Consider the following 26,758-nt stretch of genomic DNA (forward strand, 5'->3'; position numbering starts at 1 on the left):
TATGAGCGGCAACACATTCGGACACTTATTCGCAGTCACCAACTTTGGTGAATCCCACGGCCCAGCCATTGGCTGCGTGATAGACGGCTGCCCGCCGGGCATGGCGTTGTCGCTTGAAGACATTCAGCCAGACCTGGACCGGCGCCGCCCTGGCACCTCTAAATTTGTGACCCAGCGTAACGAGCCCGACCAGGTTGAAATTTTGTCTGGCGTGTACGAGGGATTGACCACCGGCACGCCCATTGCGCTATTGATTCGCAACACCGACCAGCGCTCTAAAGACTACGGCGACATCTTGCAAACCTTTAGGCCGGGGCACGCCGACTACGCCTACTGGCACAAGTACGGTTTGCGTGACCCGCGCGGAGGCGGGCGCTCATCAGCTCGGTTAACAGCGCCTATGGTGGCTGCGGGTGCAGTGGCTAAAAAATGGCTTGCCTCGCAGTTTGGCGTGAGCTTCAAAGGCTGCATGACCCAGATTGGCGATGAGGTCATTGGCTTTGAAGACTGGGCCCATGTGGCCAACAACCCTTTCTTTGCCCCCATTGCCGACACCAGCAAACTTGAAGATTACATGAATGCCTTGCGTAAGTCGGGTGACTCGTGCGGTGCGCGTTTGCGTGTGGTGGCCAGCGGTATGCCCGTGGGCTTGGGCCAGCCGCTGTTTGACAAGCTGGACGCCGATATTGCCTACGCGATGATGGGCATCAATGCCGTAAAGGGTGTTGAAATTGGCGCGGGCTTTGCCAGCGTGTCACAGCGCGGCAGTGATCACGGCGACAGCTTGCGCCCTGACGGGTTTGTGGGCAACAACGCCGGTGGTGTGCTGGGTGGTATCAGCACTGGCCAAGATGTAGAGGTCAGTATTGCCATCAAGCCTACCAGCTCCATTTTGGTACCGCGAGACACCATCAACTTGCAAGGTGATGCCGCAGAGGTTATCACCAAGGGGCGCCACGACCCTTGCGTGGGCATACGCGCAACCCCCATTGCTGAGGCCATGTTGGCCCTGGTGGTGATAGAGCATGCGTTGGCGCACCGTGCCCAGTGCGCAGACGTACGGGTTAGTACGCCAGACATAGCTGCCAATCCTGCCAATCGCTGTTAAGGCTGCCATGTTCAGTTGGCTTAAGCGTCCGCACGCCACCGCAGTGTGGCCATTTGCGGCGTTGTCAGCCAGTTACTTTGCCCACGTTGGTTTTTTTACGCCTTACCTGCCGCTGTGGCTTAAAGACCAGGGGTTCAGCCTGCTAGCCATTAGCTTGCTCACCTCTGTGCAAGCCTTTACCCGAACCTTTGCACCCTATGCGTGGGGCTGGCTTAGTGACACCACTGGCGAGCGCGTCAAGCTGCTGCGCTTTGGTGGCACGGTTGCCCTGTTGTTGTCGCTGGCGTTGTGGTGGCCCATGACCTGGCCGTCATTGCTTATTGTGCTGTTGCTGCTGTTTACACACACCAGCGCCATGATGCCCATGAGCGAGGCGGCCTTGGCTCACCTGGTTACGGTGAACGGTAGGTTTGACACCAAGCGCTACGGCCGCGTACGTGTGTGGGGCTCTATTGGCTTTTTGGTCACCGTGCTGTTGGCCGGCGAGTGGTTTGAGCGCCAAGGCATGGGCAGCTTCCCTGTATTGGTGTCGTTGTCATTGCTGGCAGTGGTGATCTCGGTGTGGTGCCTAGCTGATGTGAAGGAAGACATGCCCCTGGGCCAGGCGGCAGTGTCATTGCGTGAGGCGTTTGCCCAGCCGGGTGTGGCCTGGTTGTTTGGCGCGGTGTTTTTTCATGTGCTGGCGCATGTGGGCGGTTATGTGTTTTTCTCGCTGTACCTGGACTCGCTGGGCTATAGCAAGACAGTGATAGGCATCATGTGGGCCATGGCAGTGCTGGCCGAGGTGGTTTGGTTTATCTGGCAGTCCAGGTTTTTGCCGTTGTTTAGCTTGACCAGCTGGTTGCTGGTGGCCGCGGCTGCTGGTGGTTTGCGCTTTGGCGTTACGGGCCTGTTTGCCAACTACTGGTGGCTGTTGGCCGCTGCTCAAATGCTGCATGCCTTGACTTTTGCGGCCCACCATACGGCATGTATTGCCTTGCTGTCGCATTTTTTCCCGGGGCGTTTGCGCGGACGTGGCCAAGCCTTGTACTCCATTATTGGCTACGGCATTACGGGTGTGCTGGGTGCACTAGCGGGCGGTGTGCTCACCACACACTTTGGCTTGGCCAGTGTGTTTTATGTGGCTACCGTGTGCTGTGGCATTGCGTTTTACCTAATACGCCGCTTGCGCCAAGCCACGGGACTGGTACCGCCGCCGACCTAGGTCAGGGCAATAGAATGAACGCAAAGCAACAAGCTGAAAGAACGCGACTATGAAAAAAGTACTGGTACTGAATGGCCCTAATCTCAATCTCTTGGGCCAGCGTGAGCCCAGCGTGTACGGCACGGCGACCTTGGCAGACGTGGAGGCGCTGTGCCTTGCCACCTGCAAAGAGCAAGGCGTGACCCTGGAGTTTGTTCAAAGCAATCACGAAGGTGTGTTGGTAGACGCATTGCACAAGGCCGGGCGAGAGCAAGCAGCTGGCGAGTTGTTGGGCGTGGTGCTCAATGCGGGCGCTTACACCCACACCAGTGTGATCTTGCACGACGCCATCAAAGGCGCCGAGCTTACCGTGATCGAGCTGCACATCAGCAACGTGCATGCCCGTGAGGCGTTTCGCCACCACTCCTACATTTCACCTGCAGCCAAAGCGGTGATGGCGGGCTTTGGTGTGCGTGGTTACGCCTACGCCATTGAGAGCCTGGTGGACTTAGCCACCCGTTAGCATGGCGCCACGCACGGCGGCAACCAGGGCATCGACAGCGTCTTCGGTGGTGTCCCAGGCGCACATGAAGCGGCAGCCACCACCAGCAATAAATTCATAAAAGCGCCAGCCGCCCGCTTGCAGTTTGTCAATGGCGTGCTGCGGCAAGGTGGCGAACACGCCATTGGCTTGGGTTGGGGCTATCAGCGATATACCCGCAATGCCCTCAAAACCGGCGCGCAGGCGTTGTGCCATGGCGTTGGCGTGACGGGCGTTGTGCAGCCACACATCGTCTTGCAGCATGCCCAGCCAAGGCGCTGATATAAAGCGCATTTTGCTGGCCAGTTGGCCGGCTTGCTTTACCCGGTAGGCAAAGTCTTCGCTGAGCTGTTTGTCAAAAAACACCACTGCCTCGCCTACAGGCAGGCCGTTTTTGGTGCCACCAAAGCACAGCACGTCAACGCCTGCACGCCACGTAATGTCGCTGGGGTGGCAGCCCAAGGTGGCCACCGCGTTGGCAAAGCGTGCGCCGTCCATGTGCACTTTGAGTTGGCGGCGTTTGGCAATGGCGGCAATGGCGCGCACTTCCTCTACCGTGTACACCGTGCCCAGCTCTGTGGCCTGGGTGATGGACACCACTTTGGGCTTGGGGTAGTGCAGGTCGCTGCGCTTGGTCACCATCAGCTCAATCGCGTCTGGCGTGAGTTTGCCGTGTTGGCCAGCTTCGCCGCCGGCATCTGCCACCAACAACTTTGAGCCGTTTGAGAAAAACTCTGGCCCGCCGCATTCGTCTGTTTCAATGTGCGCCACCGGCGAGCACACCACCGAATGGTAACTTTGGCACAAGCTGGCCAATGCCAGTGAGTTGGCCGCTGTGCCGTTGAATACAAAGTAAATGTCGCAGTCTGTTTGAAACAGATTACGCAGTTGCTCAGACACCTTGATCGTCCATTCGTCGTCACCGTAGGCGGGCGCATGGCCGCTGTTATTGGCCTCTAAAAACCAATGTGCCGCTGGGCCACACATGCCCGCATAGTTGTCGCTGGCAAAGTGCTGCTTCAAATACGCGGGGTGGTTGATGGCGTTGCCTGCGGTGTGGGCAGTCTGGGTATTGCTCATGGTGTCGCTTTTGCTGTAGCTTGGGTTGCGGCCTTGACCTGTAGGGGCTCGTCGGCATAGCTGGCTAGTGGTACGCAGCTGCAAAACAAATTGCGGTCGCCATAAACGTTGTCAACGCGGCCCACGGGTACCCAGTACTTGTTTTCTTGCAATGAAGGCAGTGGGTAGGCTGCGCGCTCGCGGCTGTAAATGTGCTGCCACTCGCTGGCGCTTACCGCTGTCGCGGTGTGTGGCGCATTGATCAGTGGGTTGTCATTGCTGGGCCACACACCAGTTTCAACCATTCGTATTTCATCTCGAATCGCTTTCATGGCGTCAATAAAGCGGTCTAGCTCGGCCAGGCTTTCGCTCTCAGTGGGCTCTACCATCAAGGTGTTGGCCACTGGAAACGACAGCGTAGGTGCGTGAAAACCATAGTCAATGAGGCGTTTGGCCACGTCTTCGGCTTGTATGCCTGTGGTTTCCTTGAAGTGGCGCAAGTCCAAAATGCACTCATGCGCCACCAAGCCACTGTCGCTGGCGTACAGCGTGGGGAAGTGGTCGCGCAGCGCGTGGCTCACGTAGTTGGCATTCAGTATGGCCACTTGCGTGGCGCGTTTGAGGGCGTCTGCGCCCATCATGCGGCAGTACATCCAGCTGATAGGCAACACAGCGGCGTTGCCCAAGGGCGCTGCGGATACCGCGCCCACTGGGCTAGTGATGCCGCTGGTGGCATGGCCTGGTAAAAATGGCGCCAGGTCTTCCACCACGCACACGGGGCCAACACCAGGGCCGCCGCCGCCGTGAGGGATGCAAAAGGTTTTGTGTAAATTGAGGTGGCTTACGTCGCCGCCAAACTCACCCGGTGCGGCCACGCCAACCAGGGCGTTCATGTTGGCACCATCTACATACACGCGCCCGCCGTGGCTGTGCACCAGCGCGCACAGCTCTTTGACTTGCGTCTCGAACACACCGTGGGTGCTGGGGTAGGTGATCATGATGGCGGCGAGCTCGTCGCTGTAGGTCTCGCACTTGGTGCCAAGGTCTGCCATGTCCACGTTACCCGCCTCATCGCAGGCCACCACTACCACTTGCATGCCCACCATTTGCGCGCTGGCGGGGTTGGTGCCGTGGGCGCTGGCGGGTATGAGGCAAATTTTGCGTTGCAAATCACCGCGTGACTGGTGAAAGCCTATGATCGCCAGCAAGCCTGCGTACTCACCTTGGCTGCCCGCGTTGGGCTGCAAGCTGATGGCGGCGTAGCCCGTGGCTTGACACAACCAGTGGCGCAATTGTTCGTCAAGAAGGGCGTAGCCGGCGCGTTGATCGGCGGGGGCAAAGGGGTGTATGTTGGCGAACTGCGGCCAGGTGACTGGGATCATCTCGCTGGTGGCGTTGAGCTTCATGGTGCAGCTACCCAGCGGAATCATGGTGCGGTCAAGCGCCAAGTCTTTATCAGACAGGCTGCGTATGTAGCGCAGCATGGCTGTTTCAGAGTGGTGGCTGTTGAACACGGGGTGCGTCATGAAGGCGCTTGTGCGGCGCAAGCTTGGCGTAATGAGCAGCTCAATGTCATTGGCCAGGGCTTCAATGCTTGGCAAGTGGTGGCCGTTTGCAGCAAACGCGCCCCACAGCAACTCCAGATCGGCGCGTGTGGTGGTCTCGTCTAAAGACACGCTAAGCGTGCCGTCACAGAGTGCGCGCAGGTTGGCGCCTGCTGCCAAAGCGTTTGCCAGTATGGCTTGCGCCTTGTCGCCTGCTTGTATGGTGAGCGTGTCAAACGCGCTGTGGTTTTGCACTTCAAGACCAAGCTGGCGCAAGCCTTTGGCCAATATGGCCGTGTAGGTCGCCACGCGGCTGGCAATGCGCTTTAAGCCGGCAGGGCCGTGGTATACGGCGTACATGCTGGCCACCACGGCGGGTAGCACTTGTGCGGTGCAAATATTGCTGGTGGCTTTTTCGCGGCGAATGTGTTGTTCGCGGGTTTGCAGCGCCAAGCGGTAAGCGGGTTTGCCGTGTTTGTCTACGCTGACGCCCACCAGTCGCCCGGGGAGTGAGCGCTTGTAGGCGTCGCGGCAAGCCATAAAGGCCGCATGCGGACCGCCATTGCACATGGGCATGCCAAAGCGCTGCGTGTTGCCCACCACAATGTCGGCACCAAATTCGCCAGGGGTTTTTAGCACAGTAAGGGCTAGCAAGTCGGTCACCACTATGAACGCGGCTTTGTGGCTTTTTATCAGTTGGGCACTTGCGGCAAAGTCGGTGATGCCGCCGTGGGTGTTGGGGTATTGCGCCAGTGCGGCAAAGTAGTCGCCGCCCGCTATTGCCGCGTCCCACTCTTGCGCAGAGTGGGTCAGCTGTACCGCAATGCCCAAAGGTTTAGCGCGGGTTTGAATCACCTCTATGGTTTGCGGGTGCGTGTCACCTGACACCACAAAAGTCATGGCTTTGGTCTTGACTGAGCGCAGCGCCAAGGTCATGGCTTCAGCTGCAGCGGTGGCCTCGTCCAGCATGGAGGCGTTTGCAATGTCCATACCAGTGAGGTCGGTCACCATGGTTTGAAAGTTCACCAGCGCTTCCATGCGCCCCTGTGAAATCTCGGCTTGATAAGGCGTGTAAGCCGTATACCAAGCGGGGTTCTCAAGAATGTTGCGCAAAATCACGCTAGGCGTGTATGTGCCGTAATAGCCTTGGCCAATAAAGCTCTTCAACACTTGGTTTTTGTCGGCAATAGCCCGCAGCTCAGCCAAGGCATCAGCCTCTGTAACGGCGGGTGGCAGTTGCATGGCGTTGGTGCGCGCAATGCTGGCTGGCACAATCGCATCTGTCATGGCATCCAGCGAGGGCTGACCAATGGCAGACAACATATGCGCTTGCTCAGCCGCATCAGGCCCCGTGTGGCGTTGCTCAAATGCACCCGCGTTTTCTAACAGTGACAGTTGTTGCATAACAAAAAACAATTGGGGTCAGATCCCAATTAATTGAGAACGCTGACCGGTTGAGGACAATTTAATTGGGATCTGACCCCAATTACTAGCCAGAGAAGCTGCTGTAGGCTGTTTCGTCCATCAGGGCGTCCAGCTCGGCGGGGTTGCTGAGTTTGATTTTGAAGAACCAGCCAGCGCCCAAGGGGTCTGTGTTGGCCAGTGCAGGGTCATCGCGCAGGGCTTCGTTGACGGCTGTGATTTCGCCGGTGACGGGCATGTAGACGTCTGCTGCGGCTTTGACGGACTCCACCACGCCTGCAGTGGCTTTTTGTTCAAAGGTGGCGCCGACTTCGGGCAGTTCTACAAACACCACGTCGCCCAGGGCGTCTTGCGCGTGGTGGGTGATGCCAACCGTGGCGGTATCACCGTCAATGTTGAGCCATTCGTGGTCTTCTGTGTACTTGATCATGGGATGCTCCTAGGGTTATTGGATAACAGTGAGGGTAATGGTTGATTCAACCGCGGAAATAGTTGCTGGGTGTGAATGGCATGGCACATACAGTCATGGCAACGAGTTTGCCGCGCACCACGGCGTGAACGGTTGTGCCTATGGCTGCGTGCTCAATGCCCACATAGCCAATGGCAATGGCTTTATTGACGGTGGGGGCCAGCAGCCCGCTGGTGACCATGCCTATGGTGGTGCCGTTTGGTGCTTGCAGTACGGTGTGGTCTCGCACGGGCACGCGTTCTGTGGCAACTAAACCCACGCGTTTGCGTGTGATGGGGCTGGTGCCGTCTAACTGGGCCAGCACCACATCGCTGCCCAGAAAGCCGCCAGCGCGTGCGCCACCGGTGCGGCGCACCTTTTGCATGGCCCAGTTCAGGTTGGCTTCTACAGGCGTGGTGGTTGTGGTGATGTCATTGCCGTACAAGCACAGGCCAGCTTCTAAACGCAGGGAGTTGCGCGCGCCAAGGCCAATGGGGGCTACGCACGGGTTGCTCAAAATAAGCCTGGCCAGCGCAGTAGCGTGCCGAGCTGGCAGCGATATTTCAAAACCGTCTTCGCCGGTGTAGCCGCTGCGCGTGAGGTAGACCTCAATGCCGCCTAGCGTGGCGCGCGCGCCTGTCATAAACACCAAGTTGGCGACGCTGGGGTCCAGTGCTTTCAGCACGTCAATAGCCATGGGGCCTTGCAAGGCCAGCAAGGCTTGGTTGGGCAATGGCTTCACGGTGCACCGCTGGCCAATGTGGGCATTTATGTGGGCAATGTCTGAATGCTTGCATGCGCCGTTGGCGACGACAAACAAATCGTCGCCACGGTTGACAAACATCAAGTCGTCCAAAATGCCGCCAGTCTCGTTCAGCAGCAGGCCGTAGCGCTGTTTGCCAACGGGCAGGTCCACCACGTCAACAGGCATCAGCGTCTCCAATGCCGTTGCCGCGTCTGGGCCGCTGAGCAGCAGTTGGCCCATGTGTGAGACGTCAAACAAGCCGGCTTTGGTGCGGGTGTGCAAGTGCTCGCCCATCACGCCCATGGGGTATTGCACCGGCATGCTGTAACCCGCAAAAGGCACCATGCGTGCGCCCAACTCGATGTGCAAGTCGTTTAAAGGCGTGGTCAGTAGTTCAGCAGCGGACAAAGCAATACACCTTTGAGAGCAGTTGGCCAGTGGCAAGAAAGCGTTGCCACGCATTGAATAACTGCCCCATGTCCGCTTTACCTGAGAGATTCGCCGCGCCGCACAAGCGGTCTGGTTTGCTCCTTCGGTGGGCACACTCAAGGGTATGCCTCTCTCCAGTGGGGTAACACCGGGCGTTTACACGGTGCTCTGCCAGTCCTTTTGCCTGAGCGTTGCGGCCAGTGCGATGAATGACCTTGCGCCTTCGGCGGCAGCATCTCAAACCCATGGTTTGGCCTGCGCTCTCCTAGCAGGTGCTCAGTATAGCGCCCGCTCTACGAAATCTGGCTTGACCGTGGTGCGTGGGCACACACTTTTGGGCAGATCAAACCAGGTGTGGGCAGGTACGTCCAGGGCCACGCCGTGCATGTAGTTGTAGATGGCCTTTTTGAGGCCAGCGCCCAGCTCGTCGTGGCTGGTACCACTGCCGTCCAGCGTGGTGTCTATGAAGCCCACATCATTTTTAGCAAATTGGCTTGGCGGCAAGGGGGCGAGCTGTATGCCAAAACGCTCTGGGTGCTGGCCAACTGGTGAGTGCACCGTGCACACAAAGCGGTGGAAAAAGCCGCTGTGTATGCAGCCCGCCTCGAACAGCTGGCGTACATATTCCAGCGCGTCCACCGTATCTTGTACTGTTTGCGTGGGAAAGCCGTACATCAGGTAGGCGTGCACCATCACGCCCGCGTCTGCAAAGCCGCGTGTGACGCGCGCCACCTGTTCTACCGATACGCCTTTTTGCATGAGGGTCAGCAACCTGTCGGAGGCCACTTCCAGGCCGCCAGACATGGCAATGCAGCCGCTTTTGGCCAGCAGCTCACACAGCTCTGGCGTAAAGGTTTTTTCAAATCTGATGTTGCCCCACCAAGAAATGTGTACCCCACGCACGATGAGCTCGGTGGCCAGCGCTTTCAGCGCCTTGGGCGGTGCCGCTTCGTCTACCAGGTGAAAGCCGGTTTGACCGGTTTCCGCCACAATGCGCTCAATGCGGTCTACCAATGTGGTGGCGCTGGCGGCGTCGTAGCGGCTGATGTAGTCAAGACTGACGTCGCAAAAGCTGCATTTTTTCCAGTAGCAGCCGTGGGCCACGGTGAGTTTGTTCCAGCGGCCGTCACTCCACAAGCGGTTCATGGGGTTTAGCATGTCCAGCAGCGACAGATAACGCATCAGCGGTAGGCCATCCCAAGTGGGTGTGCCCACGTCTTCAAAACCCACGTCTGGCTCTTGCCAATTGGTGTAAGTCACCGTGCCCTCGGTGTTGCGTGTAAAGGTGCGCACCAAGCGCGACGTACTGCGATTGCCTGCCAAGTGCTCAATGAGGCACAGCAAGGGGCGTTCGCCGCTGTCAAGGCTTACAAAGTCCACAAAGTCAAATACGCGCGCATCAGACAGCTCGCGCAGCTCGGTGTTGACAAAGCCGCCGCCCAGGGCAATGTGTACTTGCGCGTAGTGCGCCTTAATCGTTTGCGCGATGCGAAACGCTGCGTACACAGCACCCGGAAACGGAACCGACAACACCACCAAGGTGGGCTGGTGCTGCGCCATGGTTTGCAGCGTCAAGCGCTCAAGCGTTTGGTCAATAAGATTGGCGGGCTTGGCCAATGCTTGCGCCAGCGCCTCAAAGCTGGGCTGGCTGGCGGCCAGGCTTTCGGCGTAGCGCACAAACTGAAAACTGTTATCCACCGCGTCGCGCAGCACATCGGCAATGTCATTGAGGTACAGCGTGGCCAGGTGCCGCGCGCGGTCGCTGTGGCCCAAGGCGCCAAAGGCCCAGCCCAAGCTGTCTGCATCCTGTTCGTCATCGGGTCCGTCCACGTAGTGGTCAAGCGCGGCAAAGCGCGGCCCTTCAGGCAAAAAACCACGCGCCGCTATGCGGTGACAAAGCGTGCTGTCGCGCCCTTGCAAAAAAGCAATGGTCGGCTCTATGGTTGATATGTAATGCGCGGCTTGGTCTAAAAACGAATTAACCGGCGCACTGCGCAGCGCTTCGTCTTGCGCCAAAGCGGCGTCGCACAATTGCTCCAAGCCCGGTTTGCTGAGCAGTTCCAAAACCGTGGACAGTGCCAAATCGGCCTGCACCGCGTCAATGCCTTGCTCACGCAAAAAGCCTGTGATGTACGCCGTAGACGGGTAGGGCGTATTGAGTTGCGTCATCGGGGGGATGAGGCTTAGGACTTTGGTGGGCTTGGGGGTGAGGACACGGCAGTTTGTGTGTTTTTTTTGCTGGCCTGAGTCTACAGGTGAGGTGATGGGGCTGGCGTTTGTGCGCGTCACAGCAACAGCCTGCGCAGGCTGGCCTACTCGGTAGTTGCACGCGACAGCACCGCCAAGGTGCTTCGCATGTGATCACGCTGGGGTTGGGTGAGCCTTTTACATTCCTGCGTAGTTTGGCCCGCCACCGCCTTCTGGTGTCACCCAGTTGATGTTTTGGGTGGGGTCTTTGATATCGCAGGTTTTGCAGTGTACGCAGTTTTGCGCGTTGATTTGCAAGGCATCTTCGCCCGTTGTGGTTTTGATGTACTCATAGACGCCTGCAGGGCAATAGCGAGACTCTGGGCCTGCGTAGTGCTTGAGGTTGATGGCCACTGGCACGCTGGCGTCTTTGAGCGTCAGGTGCGCGGGCTGATCTTCGGCGTGGTTGGTGTTGCTGATGAACACGCTGCTCAAGCGGTCAAAGGTGATGACGCCGTCTGGCTTGGGGTAGGCGATTTGCTCGCACTCAGTCGCTGGCAGCAAGTAGCTGTGGTCTGGGCGTGTGCGGTGAATGGTCCAGGGTGCTGACTTCATGCCCAGCTTGGGCAGCAGCCATTGCTCGATACCGGTCATGAAGGCACCCATGGTGTTGCCTTTCTTAAACCACTGTTTGAAGTTTTTGGCGGCTTTGAGTTCGTCGTGCAGCCAGCTGTTTTCAAACGCTTCAGGGTAGGCGCTCAGTTCATCGTGGGCGCGGCCTGCGGTTAAAGCGTCAAATGCAGCTTCGGCGCACAGCATGCCAGTTTTGATGGCGGCGTGGCTGCCTTTGATACGGCTGGCGTTGAGGTAGCCTGCGTCACAGCCTACCAATGTACCGCCTGGAAACACGGTTTTGGGCAACGACAACAAGCCTCCTGCCGTGATGGCACGTGCGCCATAGCCCAGGCGCTTGCCACCCTCAAGTACGGCCTTGATGCTGGGATGCGTCTTCCAGCGTTGCATTTCCTCAAAGGGGCTTAGCCACGGGTTTTTGTAGTCCAAGCCTGTCACAAAACCCAGTGTGACCTTGTTGCCCTCTAGGTGGTACAAAAAGCCGCCGCCATAGGTGCTGCTGTCCATGGGCCAGCCAGCGGTGTGCACCACTTTGCCGGGCTGGGCCTTGTCGGGCGTCACTTCCCACAATTCTTTCACGCCTAGTGCGTAGCTTTGTGGATCTTTGCCCTCGTCTAGTTTGTACCTGGCAATAAGTGCTTTGCCCAAGTGGCCGCGCGCGCCTTCGGCAAACACGGTGTATTTGCCCAGCAGCGCCATGCCCAGCTGAAACTCACCTGTAGCTTCGCCGTCTTTGCCAATGCCCATGTCACCAGTGGCTACGCCACGCACGGCGCCTGAGTCGTCGTACAGCACTTCGGCAGCGGTAAAGCCGGGAAATATCTCTACGCCCAGGGCCTCAGCCTGCTCGCCCAGCCATTTGGTGACTGCGCCCAAGCTCACCACGTAGTTGCCGTCATTGTGAAAGCAGTTGGGGACCAAAAAGTCTGGTGTGCGTTTGGCGCCGGTCTCGGTTAAAAACAGCACATCGTCGCCGGTTACGGCTTGGTTCAGCGGTGCGCCCAGTTCTTTCCAGTTGGGCAGCAGCTCGGTGAGGGCGCGTGGGTCCATGACCGCGCCACTCAGTATGTGCGCGCCTGGTTCTGAGCCTTTTTCCAGCACCACAACGCTCAGCTCTGTACCTTTGTCTGCGGCCATTTGCTTTAGGCGAATGGCGGTGGCCAGGCCTGCAGGCCCACCGCCAACCACTACGACGTCGTAGTCCATAGACTCGCGTGGGCCATGGGCTTCTAAGAGGGCGGGTGATGTCATGTAGGTGCTCCAGTTGCTAGCTTGCTTGTTGGCCCATTGTAGTAAACAAGCACCGTGTGTGATGTCGCCTGCTGCCTATGACAAGGCACAATGCTGGGTTACCTTTTGGGCCCCAATTGGGCCCCCGTTGTTCGAAAAATCATGCTCACGCCTTCAACTACCAAAGCCTTTGATACCGCGCCCATTGAGATGGCGACCAAGGCGCAGGCCACTGTTGAAACGGTAGCGCACGCAGCTCAGACGCCAGCACCCGTTGTCGCCGCTGACCGTCGCAGCCACGGCTGGGGTATTGCTGCCGGTCTGGCAGCAGGCGCGTTGTGGGGCTTGGTGTTTGTGGCGCCGCGCATGGCGCCGGGCTTTAGCCCTGTAGACGTGGCCGCCGGACGTTTTGTGGCCTTTGGTGCTGCAGCCCTGTTGTTTTTGCTGTGGAGCTGGATGCGTGGCGCGCCGCGTCCTACACGCAACCAATGGCTGGCGGCTACGGGCATGAGCGTCTTGGGCTTTAGTGGTTACTACGCGTCGTTGGCCTTGGCCATTGCTTGGGCGGGTACTGCGGTGCCGGCACTGGTTGTGGGCACCATCCCTATTGTGGTGATGTTGTTGGGTAAACCTGCTGATATGTTGTGGCGGAATTTGGCGCTAGGGCTGCTGGCCACCGCCAGTGGCATTGCCCTTATGGGGTGGCAAACCTTGGCGAACGCGCCAGCGCTGCAAGCGGGCAGTTTTGAGCAAGTGTTTTGGCAAGGTAGTGCCATGGCCTTGTTGTCTATGGCGAGTTGGACGGTGTTTGCGCTTTGGAACGCCCGCTGGCTAAAGTCAAATGCACACGTGTCGGCCTTTGATTGGACCAGCTGGATAGGCATACCCACCGCCCTGGGCGCTTTGTTGCTGTGGGCCTTGGTCGGTACACCTTTGGAGGCGCTTGGCCAGGCGCCTAGATTGGGGTGGTCGCTGGCGATTTTCGCGTTTACTGGCATTGGCTCGGCGTGGGTGGCAGGGTGGTTGTGGAATATTGCCAGCAAGCGCTTGAGCGCCAGCTTGTGTGGTCAACTCATTGTGAGCGAGACCTTGTTTGCCTTGGTGTTTGGCTTTGTGTGGGACGGCGGCTGGCCCAAACTGTTGGAATGCTTGGCGGCCGTGTTGTTTGTCACCGGCATTGTTGCGTCTATTCGCGCGCATCGTTAAGCTGGGCACTCTATTTTCTTGAAAGCCACACACCGTATGCGCCTGGATTTAGCTACCGATAAAAAGCACGTGTTTGACATGGTGTTGCCCATACGATGGGGTGACATGGACGCCATGGGGCACGTGAACAATACGGTGTACTTTCGCTACATGGAAACAGTGCGTCTTGAGTGGATGTTCAAGGCAGGTATTGCGCCCAACCCGCAAGCCCAAGGTCCAGTAATACTGAATGCGTTTTGCAATTTTTACAAACAGCTGGAGTACCCAGGCGATGTGCTGGTGAAGCTGTTTGTCAGCGACCCAGGGCGCAGCACTTTTGAGACTTGGTGCACACTGGAGCTCACCACCGAGCCCGGCACCATCTATGCTGCCGGTGGTGCTACCACGGTGTGGGGTGGACTTCCCACGGCAAAAGTCCACGACTATGCCCGAGTGGTTGCGTGAACTGGTAAGCCTGCCTGCCGCGCCTTAATCGTGTCAGGTTTGGCTTGACTTGGTCTCTTGGGCGCTTAGCGCCTGGCCAGCAGCAAGCCAAGGCCGGCCAAGCCCAATAGCGCAGCACTAAAGCGGTTAAACCGCATTCGATTGACCGTGCTGCCCATCAGTGCTGCGGCGTAGCGTCCAGCCAGGGCGTACAGGCCAATGGCTACAAATTCAAGCAATAAAAACAGCGCACCTAACAGCGCGAACTGCGGTGCAATAGCACGCTCAGTCTGTACAAACTGCGGCAGAAAAGCGGTGAATATCAAAATGGCTTTGGGGTTGCCCATGGCCAACCAAAACTCGCGCTGTGCCAGTGTTGTAATGGTTTGGCGTTGGGCTTTGGGTGTTGCCGTCAGGGTGTTGACCTTGGTATGCCACAACTGCCAGGCCAGGTACAGGAGGTAGGCTGCGCCGGCCAATTTGATACCTACAAACACCCACACCGACGCATACAGCACGGTCGCCACGCCCACTGCGGCCAGCGCCATCATGAGCACAAAGGCCAGTTGCCTGCCTATGCCCGCTACAAACGCCACCCGCGCGCCTTGCTGTGTGGCGTGGTTCATGGCGAGCAGATTATTGGGGCCTGGCGCCATGTTCAGCGCAAAGCACGCAGGCAAAAAAAGCCACAGGTCTAGTTGCATGAATGTGGGCGCGTTGGCTGGACAGTCGCTGTTGATGGTCAACTTTCAACTTTTAACTTTTGGCACGCGCCCCATCATGAAAAACTCGGGGTTGGGCTGCATGCCTGTTACGCTGGCCATGCGGTTGGATAAGCCAAAGAAGGCTGTAATTGCGGCAATGTCCCAGGCGTCTTCGTCGTCCATGCCTTGCTGGTGCAGGGCTTCAAAGTCTGCGTCTTCAATGGTGTGTGAAGCGTTGCACACCTTCATGGCAAAGTCTAGTATGGCGCGTTGCTTGGCACTGATATGGGCCTTGCGGTAGTTCACGGCCACTTCGTCTGCTACCAGTGGTTTTTTTTCATAAATGCGCAGAATGGCACCGTGCGCTACCACGCAGTAAAGGCACTGATTGGCCGCGCTGGTGGCGGTGACGATCATCTCGCGATCACCCTTGGTGAGGTTGCCCTCGTCTTTGAGCATCAGCGCGTCGTGGTAGGCAAAAAACGCGCGCCACTCTGCAGGGCGGCGGGCAAAGCCCAAAAACACGTTGGGAATAAAGCCTGCCTTTTCTTGTACCTCCAGGATGCGCGCCTGGATGTCTGGGGGCAGGGTGTTGAGGTCTGGGTAAGGGTAGCGTGCGCTCATGGTGTGCTCCTCTAAAAAACCGTTATGCACTGCTTGCAAGTATGCGCAAGCCAGCACACACCAGATGTCGCACAGCTTACCGCCGGCCTGATACGCAGCCCATTACGTTGGGTAAGTGCCAGGTACCAAGATGTCGCGCCCAACATTGGCCAACTGGGTATGCCCGCAAAACGCCATGGTGAGATCCAGCTCTTTGTGAATAATCTCCAGTGTTTTGGTCACACCGGCTTGGCCCATGGCGCCCAGGCCGTACAAAAACGCGCGGCCAATATAAGTGCCTTTGGCACCCAATGCCACGGCTTTGAGTACATCTTGGCCACTGCGAATGCCGCCGTCCATGTGGACTTCAATGTCTTTGCCTACGGCAGCCACAATGCGTGGCAGCACGTTGATGCTGGACTCTGCGCCGTCTAGTTGGCGACCACCGTGATTGGACACAATCAGTGCGTCCGCGCCTGCCTCTACGGCCAGCTTGGCGTCCGCCTCGTCCATGATGCCTTTGATGATGAGCTTGCCGCCCCAGCGCTGTTTGATCCACTCAACGTCGCCCCAGTTCAGCTCTGGATCAAATTGCGAGGCTGTCCATTCAGACAAGGAGCCCATGTCCGACACGCCACTGACGTGGCCAACAATGTTGCCAAACTGGTGGCGTTTGGTTGCGGCCATGCCCAGACACCAACGCGGCTTGCTAGCCATGTTGATCATGTTGGCAATTGTCAGCTTGGGTGGCGCAGACAAGCCATTTTTGAGGTCTTTGTGGCGTTGCCCCAGTATTTGCAAGTCAAGCGTGAGCACCAGTGCTGAGCAGTTGGCCGCTTTGGCGCGGTCTATCAGACGCTCAATAAAAGGGCGATCTTTCATGACGTACAACTGAAACCAAAAAGGGTGGTTGTCTGTGGCTGTCGCAATGTCTTCGATGGAGCAAATACTCATGGTGGACAAAGTGAACGGCACACCGAAGGCCTTGGCCGCTTTGGCAGCCAAAATCTCACCGTCAGCGTGCTGCATGCCTGTGAGGCCTGTGGGCGCGATGGCCACGGGCATGGCCACGTTTTGGCCAACCATTGTTGCGGCAGTGCTGCGGTTGGACAGGTTCACCGCCACGCGCTGGCGCAACTTGATGGCGGCAAAGTCCTCGGAGTTGGCGCGGTAGGTGGACTCTGTCCAGCTACCCGAGTCGGCGTAGTCGTAAAACATGCGGGGTACGCGGGCTTGGGCTAGGCGTCGCAGGTCTTCTACGTTGGTGATGACGGGCATTTGAGTCTCCTTGGGGGCATTTAGTGTTTGATGAGGTATATTAGCCCACCGCCACCCAACAAAAAGCCCCTGGAGTTTGAAAAACACCCAGGGGCTTTTGAAATATTTGATGGGTGATAAGCCACCAGGCTGCGTCTACTGCGCCAGGCGCGCCTCGTGACGGGCTATTTGCAGCAGCACCTGGCTGGGTGCTGTGCCGCCTGTCGTTTGCCGTGCGTTGAGCGAGCCGCGCAGGCTCAAGCAGTCGAACACGTCTGCGTCAATGCGTGCGTCAAAGGCCTGCAGGGCGCTCAATTCAAGTTCGCTTAAGTCAATGCCTTGGGCAATCGCGGTTTTCACGGCATGGGCTACGACTTCGTGTGCGTCTCTGAAGGGCAGGCCCTTTTTCACCAGGTAATCGGCCAAGTCGGTGGCTGTGGCGTAGCCACGCAGGGCTGCTTGCTCCATGGCTCGTGCGTTCACCGTGATACCGCCTTCGCGTTGGCCGGTTGTGGCGTCAAGTTGCCCGCCAATCATTTCGGCAAAAATGCGCAGCGTGTCGCGCACGGTATCTACCGTGTCAAAGAGTGGTTCTTTGTCTTCTTGGTTGTCTTTGTTATAGGCCAATGGTTGGCCCTTCATCAGCGTTATAAGCCCCATCAGGTGACCCACCACGCGGCCGGTTTTGCCACGGGCCAGTTCGGGCACATCTGGGTTTTTCTTCTGCGGCATGATGGAGCTGCCTGTTGTGAAGCGGTCTGCAATGCGCACAAAGCCAAAGTTTTGGCTCATCCACACAATCAACTCTTCACTTAAACGGCTGACGTGCACCATGATGACGCTGGCCGCTGCAGTGAACTCAATGGCAAAGTCGCGGTCGCTGACGGCGTCCAGGCTGTTTTGACATACGCCTTCCATGCCTAGCAATTCAGCCACCATGTCGCGGTTTAGCGGGTAGCTGGTGCCGGCCAAGGCGGCTGCGCCCAGTGGCAATACATTCACGCGTTTGCGCACATCGCGCAAGCGCTCGGCGTCGCGTTTAAACATTTCTACATAGGCCAGCATGTGGTGGCCAAAACTGACCGGCTGGGCCACTTGCAAGTGGGTAAAGCCCGGCAATATGACGTCTACATGGCGCTTGGCCACGTCTATCAGCGACAGTTGTAGCTCATTCAACAAATCGCTGAGTTGATCAATTTCGTCGCGTAGCCACAGGCGGATGTCTGTGGCCACTTGGTCGTTGCGGCTGCGTCCGGTGTGCAAGCGCTTGCCGGCGTCGCCCACCAGCTGGGTGAGGCGTGCTTCAATGTTGAGGTGTACGTCTTCGAGGTCCAGCTGCCAGTTGAACTCACCCGCGTCAATCTCAGCTTGGACTTGCGCCAAACCGCTCTTGATGGACGCATGGTCGTCGCTGCTGATGATGCCTTGTGCCTGCAGCATGTGCGCGTGCGCCAGAGAGCCGCGAATGTCTGCGCCGGCCAAACGCTTGTCAAAAAACACGCTGGCTGTGTAGCGCTTGACCAACTCGCTCATGGGCTCAGAAAAAAGAGCCGACCAGGCTTGGGCTTTGGTATCGAGTTGGTTTGATGACATAGGTTGTGAGCGGTATATAAAAAACGGGCAGTCCACGCAGGCGACCCCCTCATTTTAGCCAAGGCCTGATCGCACGCACCCAACTAGCCCGTATTGCGCAAGCCTGCCGCAATGCCGTTGATGGCAATGTGTATGCCGCGTTGCACGCGCTCGTCGGTTTTACCCTCCCGGTAACGGCGAATCAGCTCAACTTGCACGTGGTGTAGCGGGTCAATGTAGGGGAAGCGGTGCTCAATAGAGCGGCGCAGCGCCGGGTTGGTTGCCAAGCGTTGTTTGTGTCCTGTAATGAGTGTGAGCGCTTGTGCGGTTTGTTGCCATTCGGCTTCAATTTGCGCCAGCACGCGTTTGCGCAGCTTGGCGTCTGGCACTAGGTCGGCGTAGCGTCTGGCCAAGGCCAGGTCGCTTTTGGCCATCACCATGTCCATGTTGGACAGCAAGTTGGCAAAGAAGGGCCAGTTGGCCGCCATGTTGCGCAGCTCACTGAGCCGCTTGTTGCGACCGCTGGCTTTTGCATTGCTGTCAAGCTCGCCATTGAGGTAGGCCATGACGGCAGAGCCAAAGCCGTACCAGCCCGGTAGCGTGAGACGACATTGCCCCCAGCTAAAGCCCCACGGTATGGCGCGCAAGTCTTCAATACGCTGGCCTGATTTGCGCGAGGCTGGGCGGGAGCCAATGTTGAGCTCGGATATTTCACGCACCGGCGTGGCGGCAAAGTAATACTCGGCAAAGCCTGGTGTCTCGTATACCAGGGCGCGGTAAGAGGCCATGCTGGCATTGGACAGCTGCTCGGCCAGCACCAAAAACGCTGCGGGTACCTCGCCAGCGCTGGGTAGCAAAGTGGCCTCAAGTGTGGCGGCAACCAATGTTTCCAGGTTGCGCCTGCCAATGTCAGGGTTGGCGTACTTGGAGCCAATGACTTCGCCTTGCTCGGTGAGTCGAATTTGCCCGCGCACAGTGCCGTGCGGCTGGGCAAGAATCGCTTGGTAGCTGGGGCCGCCGCCTCGGCCAACGGTGCCGCCGCGGCCGTGGAACAAGCGCATGGCAATGGGTGAGCCGGGCAAGCCGTCAAACAGCTTGGCCAATGCAATTTCGGCGCGGTACAACGACCAGTTGCTGGTCACAATGCCGCCGTCTTTGTTGCTGTCTGAGTAGCCCAGCATGATGTCTTGCTCGCTGTACTGGTCTGCGCTGGCGCGGCGAATCATGGGCAATATGCCGGGCAGGGCGAAGTACTCGCGCATGATGGACTCCGACTGCGCCAGGTCTTCAATGGTTTCAAACAGCGGCACCACGATGAGTTCAGCAGTGGCGTCTTCGCTGAGCAAGCCGTTGAACAAGCCCGCCTCTTTTTGCAGCATCAATACTTCAAGCAAGTCGCTGACAGACTCTGTGTGGCTGATGATGGCGTGGCGTATCGCTTGTGGGCCAAAGCTGGCGCGTGCCGTGGCCGCGCCGTGAAAGATGGCCAACTCCGTCTGGGCCAATTCGCTGTAGCTGAGGGCGGGCACATACAAGCGGCGCACATCACTGAGTTGCGACAGCAATACAGTGCGTTTGTCAGCCTCACTCAAACTGCTGTAGTTGCTACACACACGCGCTTTGGCCAACAACTCTGCCACCACAGCCTCGTGTTTGTCTGAGCTCTGCCGCAAGTCCAGCGTGCCCAGATGAAAGCCAAACACCTTTACAGCGCGCAGCAGGCCACGCAAGCGCTGGTTGGCCAGCATGCTGCCAAAGTTGGCGTTGAGTGAGTCAAAAATAACCTGCAAGTCAGCGCCAAACTCGGCTGCGTTGGCATAGGGCTCACTAGGTGCCAGAGCGTGGCGTGTGGCCTCGGCGTTGCTGAGCTGCTTCAGTGTGGCAGCCAAGCGCGCGTAAATGCCTGTGAGCGCGCGGCGGTAGGGCTCGTCTTGCCGGTGTGGGTTGGTGTCTGGTGACTTCACCGCCAGCGCCTGCATGTCGGCGCTGATGCGCATCAGACGTGCCGACATCGACAGCTCACCACCTAACAAATGCACTTCGGTTAGGTAGTGGCGCAGCGCAACCGCACTTTGGCGGCTTAGCGCCAGCTTGAGCGTATCGGCTGTTACAAAGGGATTGCCGTCGCGATCGCCACCAATCCACTGGCCCATGCGTAAAAAGTTGGACAAGCTTGCTGTGCCCAGCTTGTCTTCTATGTCGCGGTAGATCTTGGGGATTTCACGTAAAAAAGTGGACTCGTAGTAGCTCAGCGCGTTGTCAATTTCGTCCGCTACGGTTAGCTTTGAGTAGCGCATCAGGCGTGTTTGCCACAGCTGCACCACGCGTGCACGGATGTTGTTTTCGTTGTCTTGCAGCTCACGCGGTAGCAAGTGTTCGCGCTGCAACAGCAAAGAGGCAATGGCGCGCTCTGCGTCCAAGATGCTGTTGCGCTGCACTTCGGTAGGGTGGGCGGTGAGCACTGGCGACACGTGCATGTTTGACAGTGCTTTGGTGAGCGCGCGCTTGGAGACACCTTGCTGCTCAAGACTGGTCAGCGCTGCGCTTAAGCTGCCATTTTGTGCCAAGCCCTCACGCTCATAGTGCGCACGCCTGCGAATGTGGTGGCGATCTTCGGCCAAGTTGGCCAAGTGACTGAAGTAGGTAAACGCGCGCGCAACCGTAACGGTTTGGTCACCTGTCAGTCCTTTGAGTAATTTTTTAAGCGCACGGTCTGCGTTGGCATCGGCTTGGCGTCTGAAGGCTACCGACAGCTGACGTATGTTCTCAATCAGGGCGTAGGCCGCTTTGCCCTCTTGGTCTTGAATGACCTCGCCCAAGATACGACCCAGCAAACGAATGTCGTCTACCAGAGGCTGGTCTTTGTTAATGGCTGTTGCAGTGGCAACAGACTTTGACAAAGCCCTGGATGCAGGTGATTTTTTTGCAGCGGTGACCATGGCAACTTTCAAAAAATGCGGCGGTGCAACAATGCTAGCATTGCCACATCAATTGATTTACCAAGCTGTTACCAAAGTGCATACAACTCCAACAACGCCAGCCACTGACAAGCTCAGCATCACCATAGCCACACGTGAAAGCCGCTTGGCCATGTGGCAGGCCAACCATGTGCAAGCTTGCTTGCGAGCGCTGGGCCACGACGTCACGCTGTTGGGCATGACCACGCGCGGCGACCAAATACTAGACAGGTCGTTGAGCAAGGTAGGCGGCAAGGGTTTGTTTGTGAAAGAGCTGGAAGTGGCTATGGACAACGGCCAGGCAGACTTGGCTGTGCACTCTCTGAAAGACGTGCCCATGAATTTGCCTGAGGGCTTTGAGCTGGCTTGTGTGATGCAGCGCGAAGACCCGCACGACGCCTGGGTCTCGCCCGTGGCCGACGACCTCGCGGACTTGCCGCCGGGCGCAATAGTAGGCACCTCCAGCTTGCGCCGTGTGGCCCTGTTGCAAGAGCGCCTGAGCGCCATAGGCAGAGACGATGTGCGCATAGAGCCGCTGCGGGGCAACTTGGATACCCGCTTGGGCAAGTTGGACAGCGGCGCGTATGCTGCCATCGTATTGGCGGCTGCGGGTCTGAAGCGCCTGGAGTTGCCCCAGCGCATTCGCCGCATATTCACCCACGACGAGATGCTGCCAGCAGCCGGCCAGGGTGCTTTAGGGATTGAGATTAAAAGCGACCGTGCTGACTTGCGTGCTGCTTTGGCACCATTGGTGGATATGCCCACGTGGCTGCGTGTGGCTGCAGAGCGTGCGGTTAGCCGAGCCATGGGTGGCAGTTGCTCGGTGCCGCTTGCCGCACACGCGCGCTGGCAAACCGGCGATGTGTTGTTGTTGGACGCGGCGTGGGGCGATGTTGAGCTGGCTCACCCTGTGCTGCGCGCCTCTTCAGTGGCGACAGTGAGCACGCTGGCGCAAGCTGAAGCGTTGGGTTTGGACGTGGCCAAGGCGCTGCAAGCGCTGGGCGCTAAACCGCTGGTATAGCCCCTGTATGGCTCACACGCCCGTGCCTGTGGTGTTGACCCGCGCGCCAGCAGACGCAGGACCATGGACTGAGGCCTTACAGGCTGAGCATTTTGAGGTGTTGCACCTGCCGCTGATGACGGTGAGCGCTGCCTCGCCAAGCGCACACTTGCTGGAAACACTTGGTCGTTTGGCCCAGTACACAGCCGTGATGTTTGTAAGCGCCAATGCAGTGCGTTTTTTCTTTGAGCGGGCCAGTGCGGCCGATGTGCAATGCTTCACCACAACTCAGGTGACCAGCAAAGGACCTCGCTGCTGGGCACCGGGCCCGGGCACGGCGGCTGAGCTGCAGCGCTTTGGCGTACCAGCACACCTGATTGACCAGCCACATATTCATGCTGCGCAGTTTGACTCAGAGGCGTTATGGCAGCAGGTGTCGCCTCAAGTGGGACATAACAGCCGGGTGTTGGTGGTCAGGGGCGATACAGCTGGCGCTGCCAATGCCCAAGGCGCCGGCCGCCAGTGGTTGGCCAACCAGTGCCAGGGCCAAGGCGCAGTGGTAGATGTTGCAGTGGTGTACCAGCGAACACCGCCCCTGTTTACCAGTCACACCGCTCAGCTGCTGGATGCTTGCGCGCACAGCCCAAACACCATTTGGCTGGCCAGTAGCGCTGAGGGCTTACAGAACTTGCAAGCCTTGATTCAAGCCTGGGCAGGTCGCCCACACGCCTTGTACGCGCAGCGCATGTTGGCCACACACCCACGCATTGGGCAGCAGGCCAGGCAATTGGGCTGGCAGCGGGTGTTTGACAGCAAGCCTGCGCTGCCAAACGTACTGCAAACACTGGCGGGTCTGACCGGCTAGGCGGCAGAGCTGATACATCAAAAGCATCAGCTTTGCGCCCTACAATGCATTCAACAACCTGCAATCAGTTTCAAAGCCACCGCAAGGCTGCAGGTGCAAACCGTCAAGTGCTCGTGCTCAGCAACCTGCCCACTTGACGACTTGAATTCAATGAGGCCAAGATGACCGACAGCCAGACTCCCACACCAACAGGTGCTACCGAAAACACCACTGAAGTGAGCGTACAGGCCAGCAAGCCGCTGGGCCCAGAAGCCAGTAAAACTGCGGACAAGTCTACAGACCAGGCTGCGCCCGTGCAGGAGCCGGTCAAGGAATCGGTCAAGGAGCCGGTGAAGTCAGCCGTTAAGACGCCCGCAAAAAAGCCTGAACCTGCCAAAGACAACAAGCGACATAACACCACGACTGCCTCAACGACAGATTTATGGGTGGTTTCTGTACTGGCCTTGGCGGTGGCTGCCTTGGCCGCAGGCGGCTCGTTTGTGGTGTGGCGTCAACTAGACAACGTGCGCGTTGATGCGCAGCAGCGCGTGGACGCGGTCTTGGTGCAAACAAAGAGTGCCGCGTCGCAGGCACACACCAGTCAAGAGTTGGCGCAGGCTTTGCAGGGCCGCATGAGTTTGGCCGAGGCCAAACTTGGCGAGCTTAATTTGCAGCGCTCACAGCTTGAAGAGCTGATGCTCAGCGTGTCGCGTTCACGAGACGACACCCTGGTGCAAGACCTGGAGTCGTCTACCCGCTTTGCGGTGCAGCAGTCTCATTTGATGGGCAGCCCCAATGCGCTGATTGCCTCACTGCAAGCGGGTATTGAGCGCATTAACCGCTCGGCCCAACCGCGCTTAAACCCGGTGTTGCAGGCCATGGAGGCCGATCTTGAGCGTTTGCAAGAGGTCGCCGGTGCGGACGTGCCCATGCTGGTCGCCCAGTTGGCACTGGTGGCCAAGTCCATAGACACCCTGGCGCTGCGCAGCATGGCACCGCCGCTGCCGCTGCCGCATACCGTAGGCCGCGTTGATGCGGCACCGACAGACGCGACTGCAAGCACTGAGCCCACTGCTGTTGAAACAACAGTGGCCAGTGGTGGCACGTGGCTGTCCAACGTTTGGCATGGTGTCAGTGCCCAGGCTCAAAGCTTTTGGCGCGACTGGTCTGGTGTGGCGGGTCAGCAGCTAAGCGGCCTGGTGCGTGTGCGCGCCATTGATAACAGCGACACTTTTTTGCTAAGCCCTGAGCACGCTTGGGTGTTGCGCCAAAACTTAAAGCTGCGAGTGCTCAATGCCCGACTGGCATTGGTGGGTGCGCAGCATGATGTGGCCGCACAAGACTTGGCGGCTGTGGCGCAGTCTGTCACGCAATACAGCGAGCCGGGTAGTACCGATGCTCAGGCTTTGCTAGAGAAGCTGCAAAGCCTGCAAGCCAGCATTCAAGGCTTGCAAGTGCCCATGCCTCAGTCCACCCTCAGCGCGCTGGCTACAGCGGCTGCTGGTCGCTAAAGAGGTGTTGCTATGAAATGGTTAACTTCTCTGGTGTTGTGGGTGGTTTTGGGTGTGTTCGTGGCATGGGCCCTGGACAACTCAGCCATGGTGTCGCTGTTTGTGGGCGGTCAGCGCGTTGACTTGTCGCTGAACTTGGCGCTTATTGTCCTGGCTGCTTTGTTTGGCTCACTGTTGTGGTTGCAGCGCATGGGGGCAGGACTGCGCATGGCTTCTGCCAAGGCCAGGTGGGCTCGCGTGCAACGCGCTGAGCGCGGCGTGATGGCGTTATTGATAGACAGCATCAGTTTGCACTTGGCAGGTCGGCACGGCAAGGCCCACAACGCTGCGAGCGAGGCCTTGTCGCAACTTGACCAGTATCACGCGATAGACGGTATGCAGCTGCCGCGCTTGGCAAGTGCTCGTGTGCTGGCGCTGTGGGTGATGGCCGAGAGTGCGCAGGCCATGCGCCAGCTGGACAACGCACAGGCTCACCTAGACGCGGCCCTGGCTGTGGACGTGCGCAACGATGGCGCTGCTGCCAAAGAGGGCGTGATGCTGCGCTCACTGCGTTGGGCCTTGGAACTCAGAGATACTGCGCTGGCCAATGCGCGCCTGAATGGCTTGCCCAAGGCAGTGGCAAGGCGTGTACAAACATGGCGCTCGCGCCTGGACTTGGCGCAGCTGGAGGACAAGCCTTTGGCCGCCTTGGAGGCCGTACGCACACTCACCAAGCATGGCGCGTTTACAGGCTTCGCATCAACCAGTTTGCAGCGTTCGCTGGCCGTTAAAGTCATCAACGCCGCCAGCGATGAGGTTGCATTGCAATCGTTTTGGAAGACCTTGCCCAGCAACGAGCGCGATACGGCTGATGTGAGCCTGGCTTGGGCCAAACGCTATTTAGAAATCAATGCCGCATTTGATGAGGCCGATATGGCCAAGCCCGCGGCTGAGCGCGTGATGCAGCAGCTGCAGCCACTGTGGAAGCGCTATGACGATCTCACGCAGGCCCAGCAAACCCGCTTGGCCTTGTGTATAGAGCCCTTGGTGCCCTATCTTGAGCAAGAGTGGATCGCGCAAGTGGAGGCTGCCCAAAGCCAGCGTACCTCTGACGCCGTGCTGCAATACCTGGCTGCACAAACCTATATGAAGCGCCAGTTGTGGGGCAAAGCCCAACCGCTTCTTGAGCGGGCCACCAAAGGCTTGGGTCATTTGTCGCTGCGCCGGCGCGCATGGGTGGCATTGGCCCAGCTGGCTGAGCAGCAGGGCGACCAGGTTGCCGCGCAGGCAGCCTGGCAAGCGGGTGCCCAGTTGCAAGAAGCAATCAGGTAGCGCTGAGAGCGCTCGCACCGTGTGCGAGAGCTTGGTCCGCAAGGGCTTTTCAGCGCAGTGCAGCTGGGGTTTAATGCCCCAATATCTTGGACAAGAAGTCCTTGCTGCGTTCGTTTTGTGGGTTGTTGAAAAACTCTTCTGGCGTGTTCTGTTCAACAATTTGACCCTGGTCCATAAAGATCACGCGGTCTGCCACGGCCTTGGCAAAGCCCATTTCATGGGTCACGCAAATCATGGTGATGCCCTGATCGGCCATCTCCACCATCACGTCCAGTACTTCCTTGATCATCTCTGGGTCAAGCGCAGATGTGGGCTCGTCAAACAGCATGATTTTGGGGGTGAGGCACAACGCGCGCGCAATCGCCACACGTTGCTGTTGGCCGCCTGACAGCTGCAGTGGGTACTTGTCAGCCTGCTCGGCAATGCGCACGCGCTCAAGTTGCTCCATGGCGCGGGCCACCGCTTCAGACTTGGGCAGCTTGCCTACCCACATGGGCGACAGCGTCAGATTCTCCAACACGGTGAGGTGAGGGAACAGGTTGAACTGCTGGAACACCATGCCCACTTGCCTGCGCACTTGGTCAATGGCCTTGACGTCATCGCCTAGTTCTATGCCGTCCACAATGAGGTTGCCCTCTTGGTGCTCTTCCAGGCGGTTGATACAGCGAATCAGTGTCGATTTGCCAGAGCCGGATGGGCCGCAAATCACAATGCGTTCGCCTTTGGCAATAGACAGCTCAATGTCGCGCAACACATGAAAATTGTTGCCGTACCACTTGTTGACTTTGTCGAATGTAATGATGGGTTCAGACATATTTAAATCTCGGTTTTATATTGTTGG

General features: G+C 58.2%; 20 protein-coding genes, 1 pseudogene and 2 riboswitches. Of the genes and pseudogenes, 9 read left to right on the plus strand and 12 right to left on the minus strand.

What is annotated here, in order from left to right:
- Window position 1 precedes the first annotated feature (1 nt).
- The 3 genes from aroC to aroQ are packed head-to-tail and all read left to right on the plus strand — an operon-like array spanning window position 2 to window position 2,814.
- Window positions 2-1,108, plus strand: coding sequence for a chorismate synthase (aroC, locus tag LN050_00905; protein UFS56479.1), 1,107 nt, complete (start codon window positions 2-4; stop codon window positions 1,106-1,108).
- A 7-nt stretch (window positions 1,109-1,115) separates the two neighbouring features.
- Entirely contained in the window at window positions 1,116-2,312 is a 1,197-nt protein-coding gene (locus LN050_00910) for an MFS transporter (protein UFS56480.1), read from the plus strand.
- A 49-nt stretch (window positions 2,313-2,361) separates the two neighbouring features.
- On the plus strand, window positions 2,362-2,814 hold the full coding sequence (gene aroQ / locus LN050_00915; GenBank protein UFS56481.1) for a type II 3-dehydroquinate dehydratase: 453 nt from the start codon (window positions 2,362-2,364) through the stop codon (window positions 2,812-2,814).
- Here the strand turns inward: aroQ and LN050_00920 are convergent.
- The 6 genes from LN050_00920 to LN050_00945 form a co-directional block, all read right to left on the minus strand.
- Entirely contained in the window at window positions 2,800-3,819 is a 1,020-nt protein-coding gene (locus LN050_00920) for a low specificity L-threonine aldolase (GenBank protein ID UFS57413.1), read from the minus strand. The two genes, aroQ and LN050_00920, sit on opposite strands and share 15 nt — an antisense overlap.
- Window positions 3,820-3,908: 89 nt before the next feature.
- Complete coding sequence (gene gcvP / locus LN050_00925) at window positions 3,909-6,839, minus strand: aminomethyl-transferring glycine dehydrogenase (GenBank protein ID UFS56482.1); 2,931 nt, start codon at window positions 6,837-6,839, stop codon at window positions 3,909-3,911.
- Between the two features lie 85 nt (window positions 6,840-6,924).
- On the minus strand, window positions 6,925-7,287 hold the full coding sequence (gcvH, locus tag LN050_00930) for a glycine cleavage system protein GcvH (protein ID UFS56483.1): 363 nt from the start codon (window positions 7,285-7,287) through the stop codon (window positions 6,925-6,927).
- 46 nt (window positions 7,288-7,333) lie between these two features.
- Complete coding sequence (gcvT, locus tag LN050_00935; GenBank protein ID UFS57414.1) at window positions 7,334-8,464, minus strand: glycine cleavage system aminomethyltransferase GcvT; 1,131 nt, start codon at window positions 8,462-8,464, stop codon at window positions 7,334-7,336.
- Between the two features lie 53 nt (window positions 8,465-8,517).
- Window positions 8,518-8,627, minus strand: a riboswitch (glycine riboswitch).
- Window positions 8,628-8,641: 14 nt separating this feature from the next.
- Window positions 8,642-8,757, minus strand: a riboswitch (glycine riboswitch).
- Window positions 8,756-10,648, minus strand: a complete 1,893-nt coding sequence (locus LN050_00940) for a radical SAM protein (protein ID UFS56484.1) — start codon at window positions 10,646-10,648, stop codon at window positions 8,756-8,758. Its footprint overlaps the riboswitch before it by 2 nt.
- Before the next feature lie 216 nt (window positions 10,649-10,864).
- Window positions 10,865-12,550: an electron transfer flavoprotein-ubiquinone oxidoreductase gene (locus LN050_00945; protein UFS56485.1), complete on the minus strand. Its 1,686-nt coding sequence runs from the start codon at window positions 12,548-12,550 to the stop codon at window positions 10,865-10,867.
- A gap of 141 nt (window positions 12,551-12,691) precedes the next feature.
- Between LN050_00945 and LN050_00950 the strand changes: the two genes are divergently transcribed.
- Both LN050_00950 and LN050_00955 read left to right on the plus strand, forming a co-directional pair.
- Window positions 12,692-13,735, plus strand: coding sequence for a DMT family transporter (locus tag LN050_00950; protein ID UFS56486.1), 1,044 nt, complete (start codon window positions 12,692-12,694; stop codon window positions 13,733-13,735).
- 36 nt (window positions 13,736-13,771) lie between these two features.
- A pseudogene (locus tag LN050_00955) lies at window positions 13,772-14,207 on the plus strand (acyl-CoA thioesterase).
- 37 nt (window positions 14,208-14,244) lie between these two features.
- On the opposite strand, the gene LN050_00960 reads toward LN050_00955, so the two are convergent.
- From LN050_00960 to ppc, 5 genes are all read right to left on the minus strand, one after another.
- Entirely contained in the window at window positions 14,245-14,784 is a 540-nt protein-coding gene (locus tag LN050_00960) for a LysE family translocator (protein UFS56487.1), read from the minus strand.
- Window positions 14,785-14,907: 123 nt separating this feature from the next.
- A complete protein-coding gene (locus LN050_00965; protein ID UFS56488.1) occupies window positions 14,908-15,486 on the minus strand; it encodes a peroxidase-related enzyme in 579 nt (192 codons plus the stop codon).
- Between the two features lie 102 nt (window positions 15,487-15,588).
- Window positions 15,589-16,743, minus strand: coding sequence for an alpha-hydroxy-acid oxidizing protein (locus tag LN050_00970; GenBank protein UFS56489.1), 1,155 nt, complete (start codon window positions 16,741-16,743; stop codon window positions 15,589-15,591).
- A 135-nt stretch (window positions 16,744-16,878) separates the two neighbouring features.
- Complete coding sequence (gene argH / locus LN050_00975; protein ID UFS56490.1) at window positions 16,879-18,315, minus strand: argininosuccinate lyase; 1,437 nt, start codon at window positions 18,313-18,315, stop codon at window positions 16,879-16,881.
- A gap of 83 nt (window positions 18,316-18,398) precedes the next feature.
- Window positions 18,399-21,233 (minus strand): phosphoenolpyruvate carboxylase, encoded by a 2,835-nt coding sequence (gene ppc, locus LN050_00980; protein UFS56491.1) that lies wholly within the window; start codon window positions 21,231-21,233, stop codon window positions 18,399-18,401.
- A 151-nt stretch (window positions 21,234-21,384) separates the two neighbouring features.
- Here ppc and hemC point away from each other — a divergent pair, with 151 nt between their 5' ends.
- From hemC to LN050_01000, 4 genes are all read left to right on the plus strand, one after another.
- Window positions 21,385-22,272 (plus strand): hydroxymethylbilane synthase, encoded by an 888-nt coding sequence (gene hemC / locus LN050_00985; protein UFS57283.1) that lies wholly within the window; start codon window positions 21,385-21,387, stop codon window positions 22,270-22,272.
- 7 nt (window positions 22,273-22,279) lie between these two features.
- Window positions 22,280-23,116, plus strand: a complete 837-nt coding sequence (locus LN050_00990; protein ID UFS56492.1) for a uroporphyrinogen-III synthase — start codon at window positions 22,280-22,282, stop codon at window positions 23,114-23,116.
- Between the two features lie 161 nt (window positions 23,117-23,277).
- The gene (locus LN050_00995; GenBank protein UFS56493.1) at window positions 23,278-24,606 is read left to right on the plus strand and encodes a uroporphyrinogen-III C-methyltransferase; all 1,329 of its coding nucleotides are present in this window, start codon (window positions 23,278-23,280) and stop codon (window positions 24,604-24,606) included.
- 12 nt (window positions 24,607-24,618) lie between these two features.
- Window positions 24,619-25,917, plus strand: a complete 1,299-nt coding sequence (locus tag LN050_01000; GenBank protein UFS56494.1) for a hypothetical protein — start codon at window positions 24,619-24,621, stop codon at window positions 25,915-25,917.
- 70 nt (window positions 25,918-25,987) lie between these two features.
- Here LN050_01000 and LN050_01005 read toward each other — a convergent pair whose 3' ends face one another.
- Window positions 25,988-26,731 carry an amino acid ABC transporter ATP-binding protein gene (locus LN050_01005; protein UFS56495.1) on the minus strand — a complete coding sequence of 248 codons (744 nt, stop codon included), beginning with the start codon at window positions 26,729-26,731 and terminating at the stop codon, window positions 25,988-25,990.
- Window positions 26,732-26,758 lie beyond the last annotated feature (27 nt).

The organism is Comamonadaceae bacterium M7527 (genome assembly GCA_021044545.1).
Lineage (GTDB): Bacteria > Pseudomonadota > Gammaproteobacteria > Burkholderiales > Burkholderiaceae_C > RS62.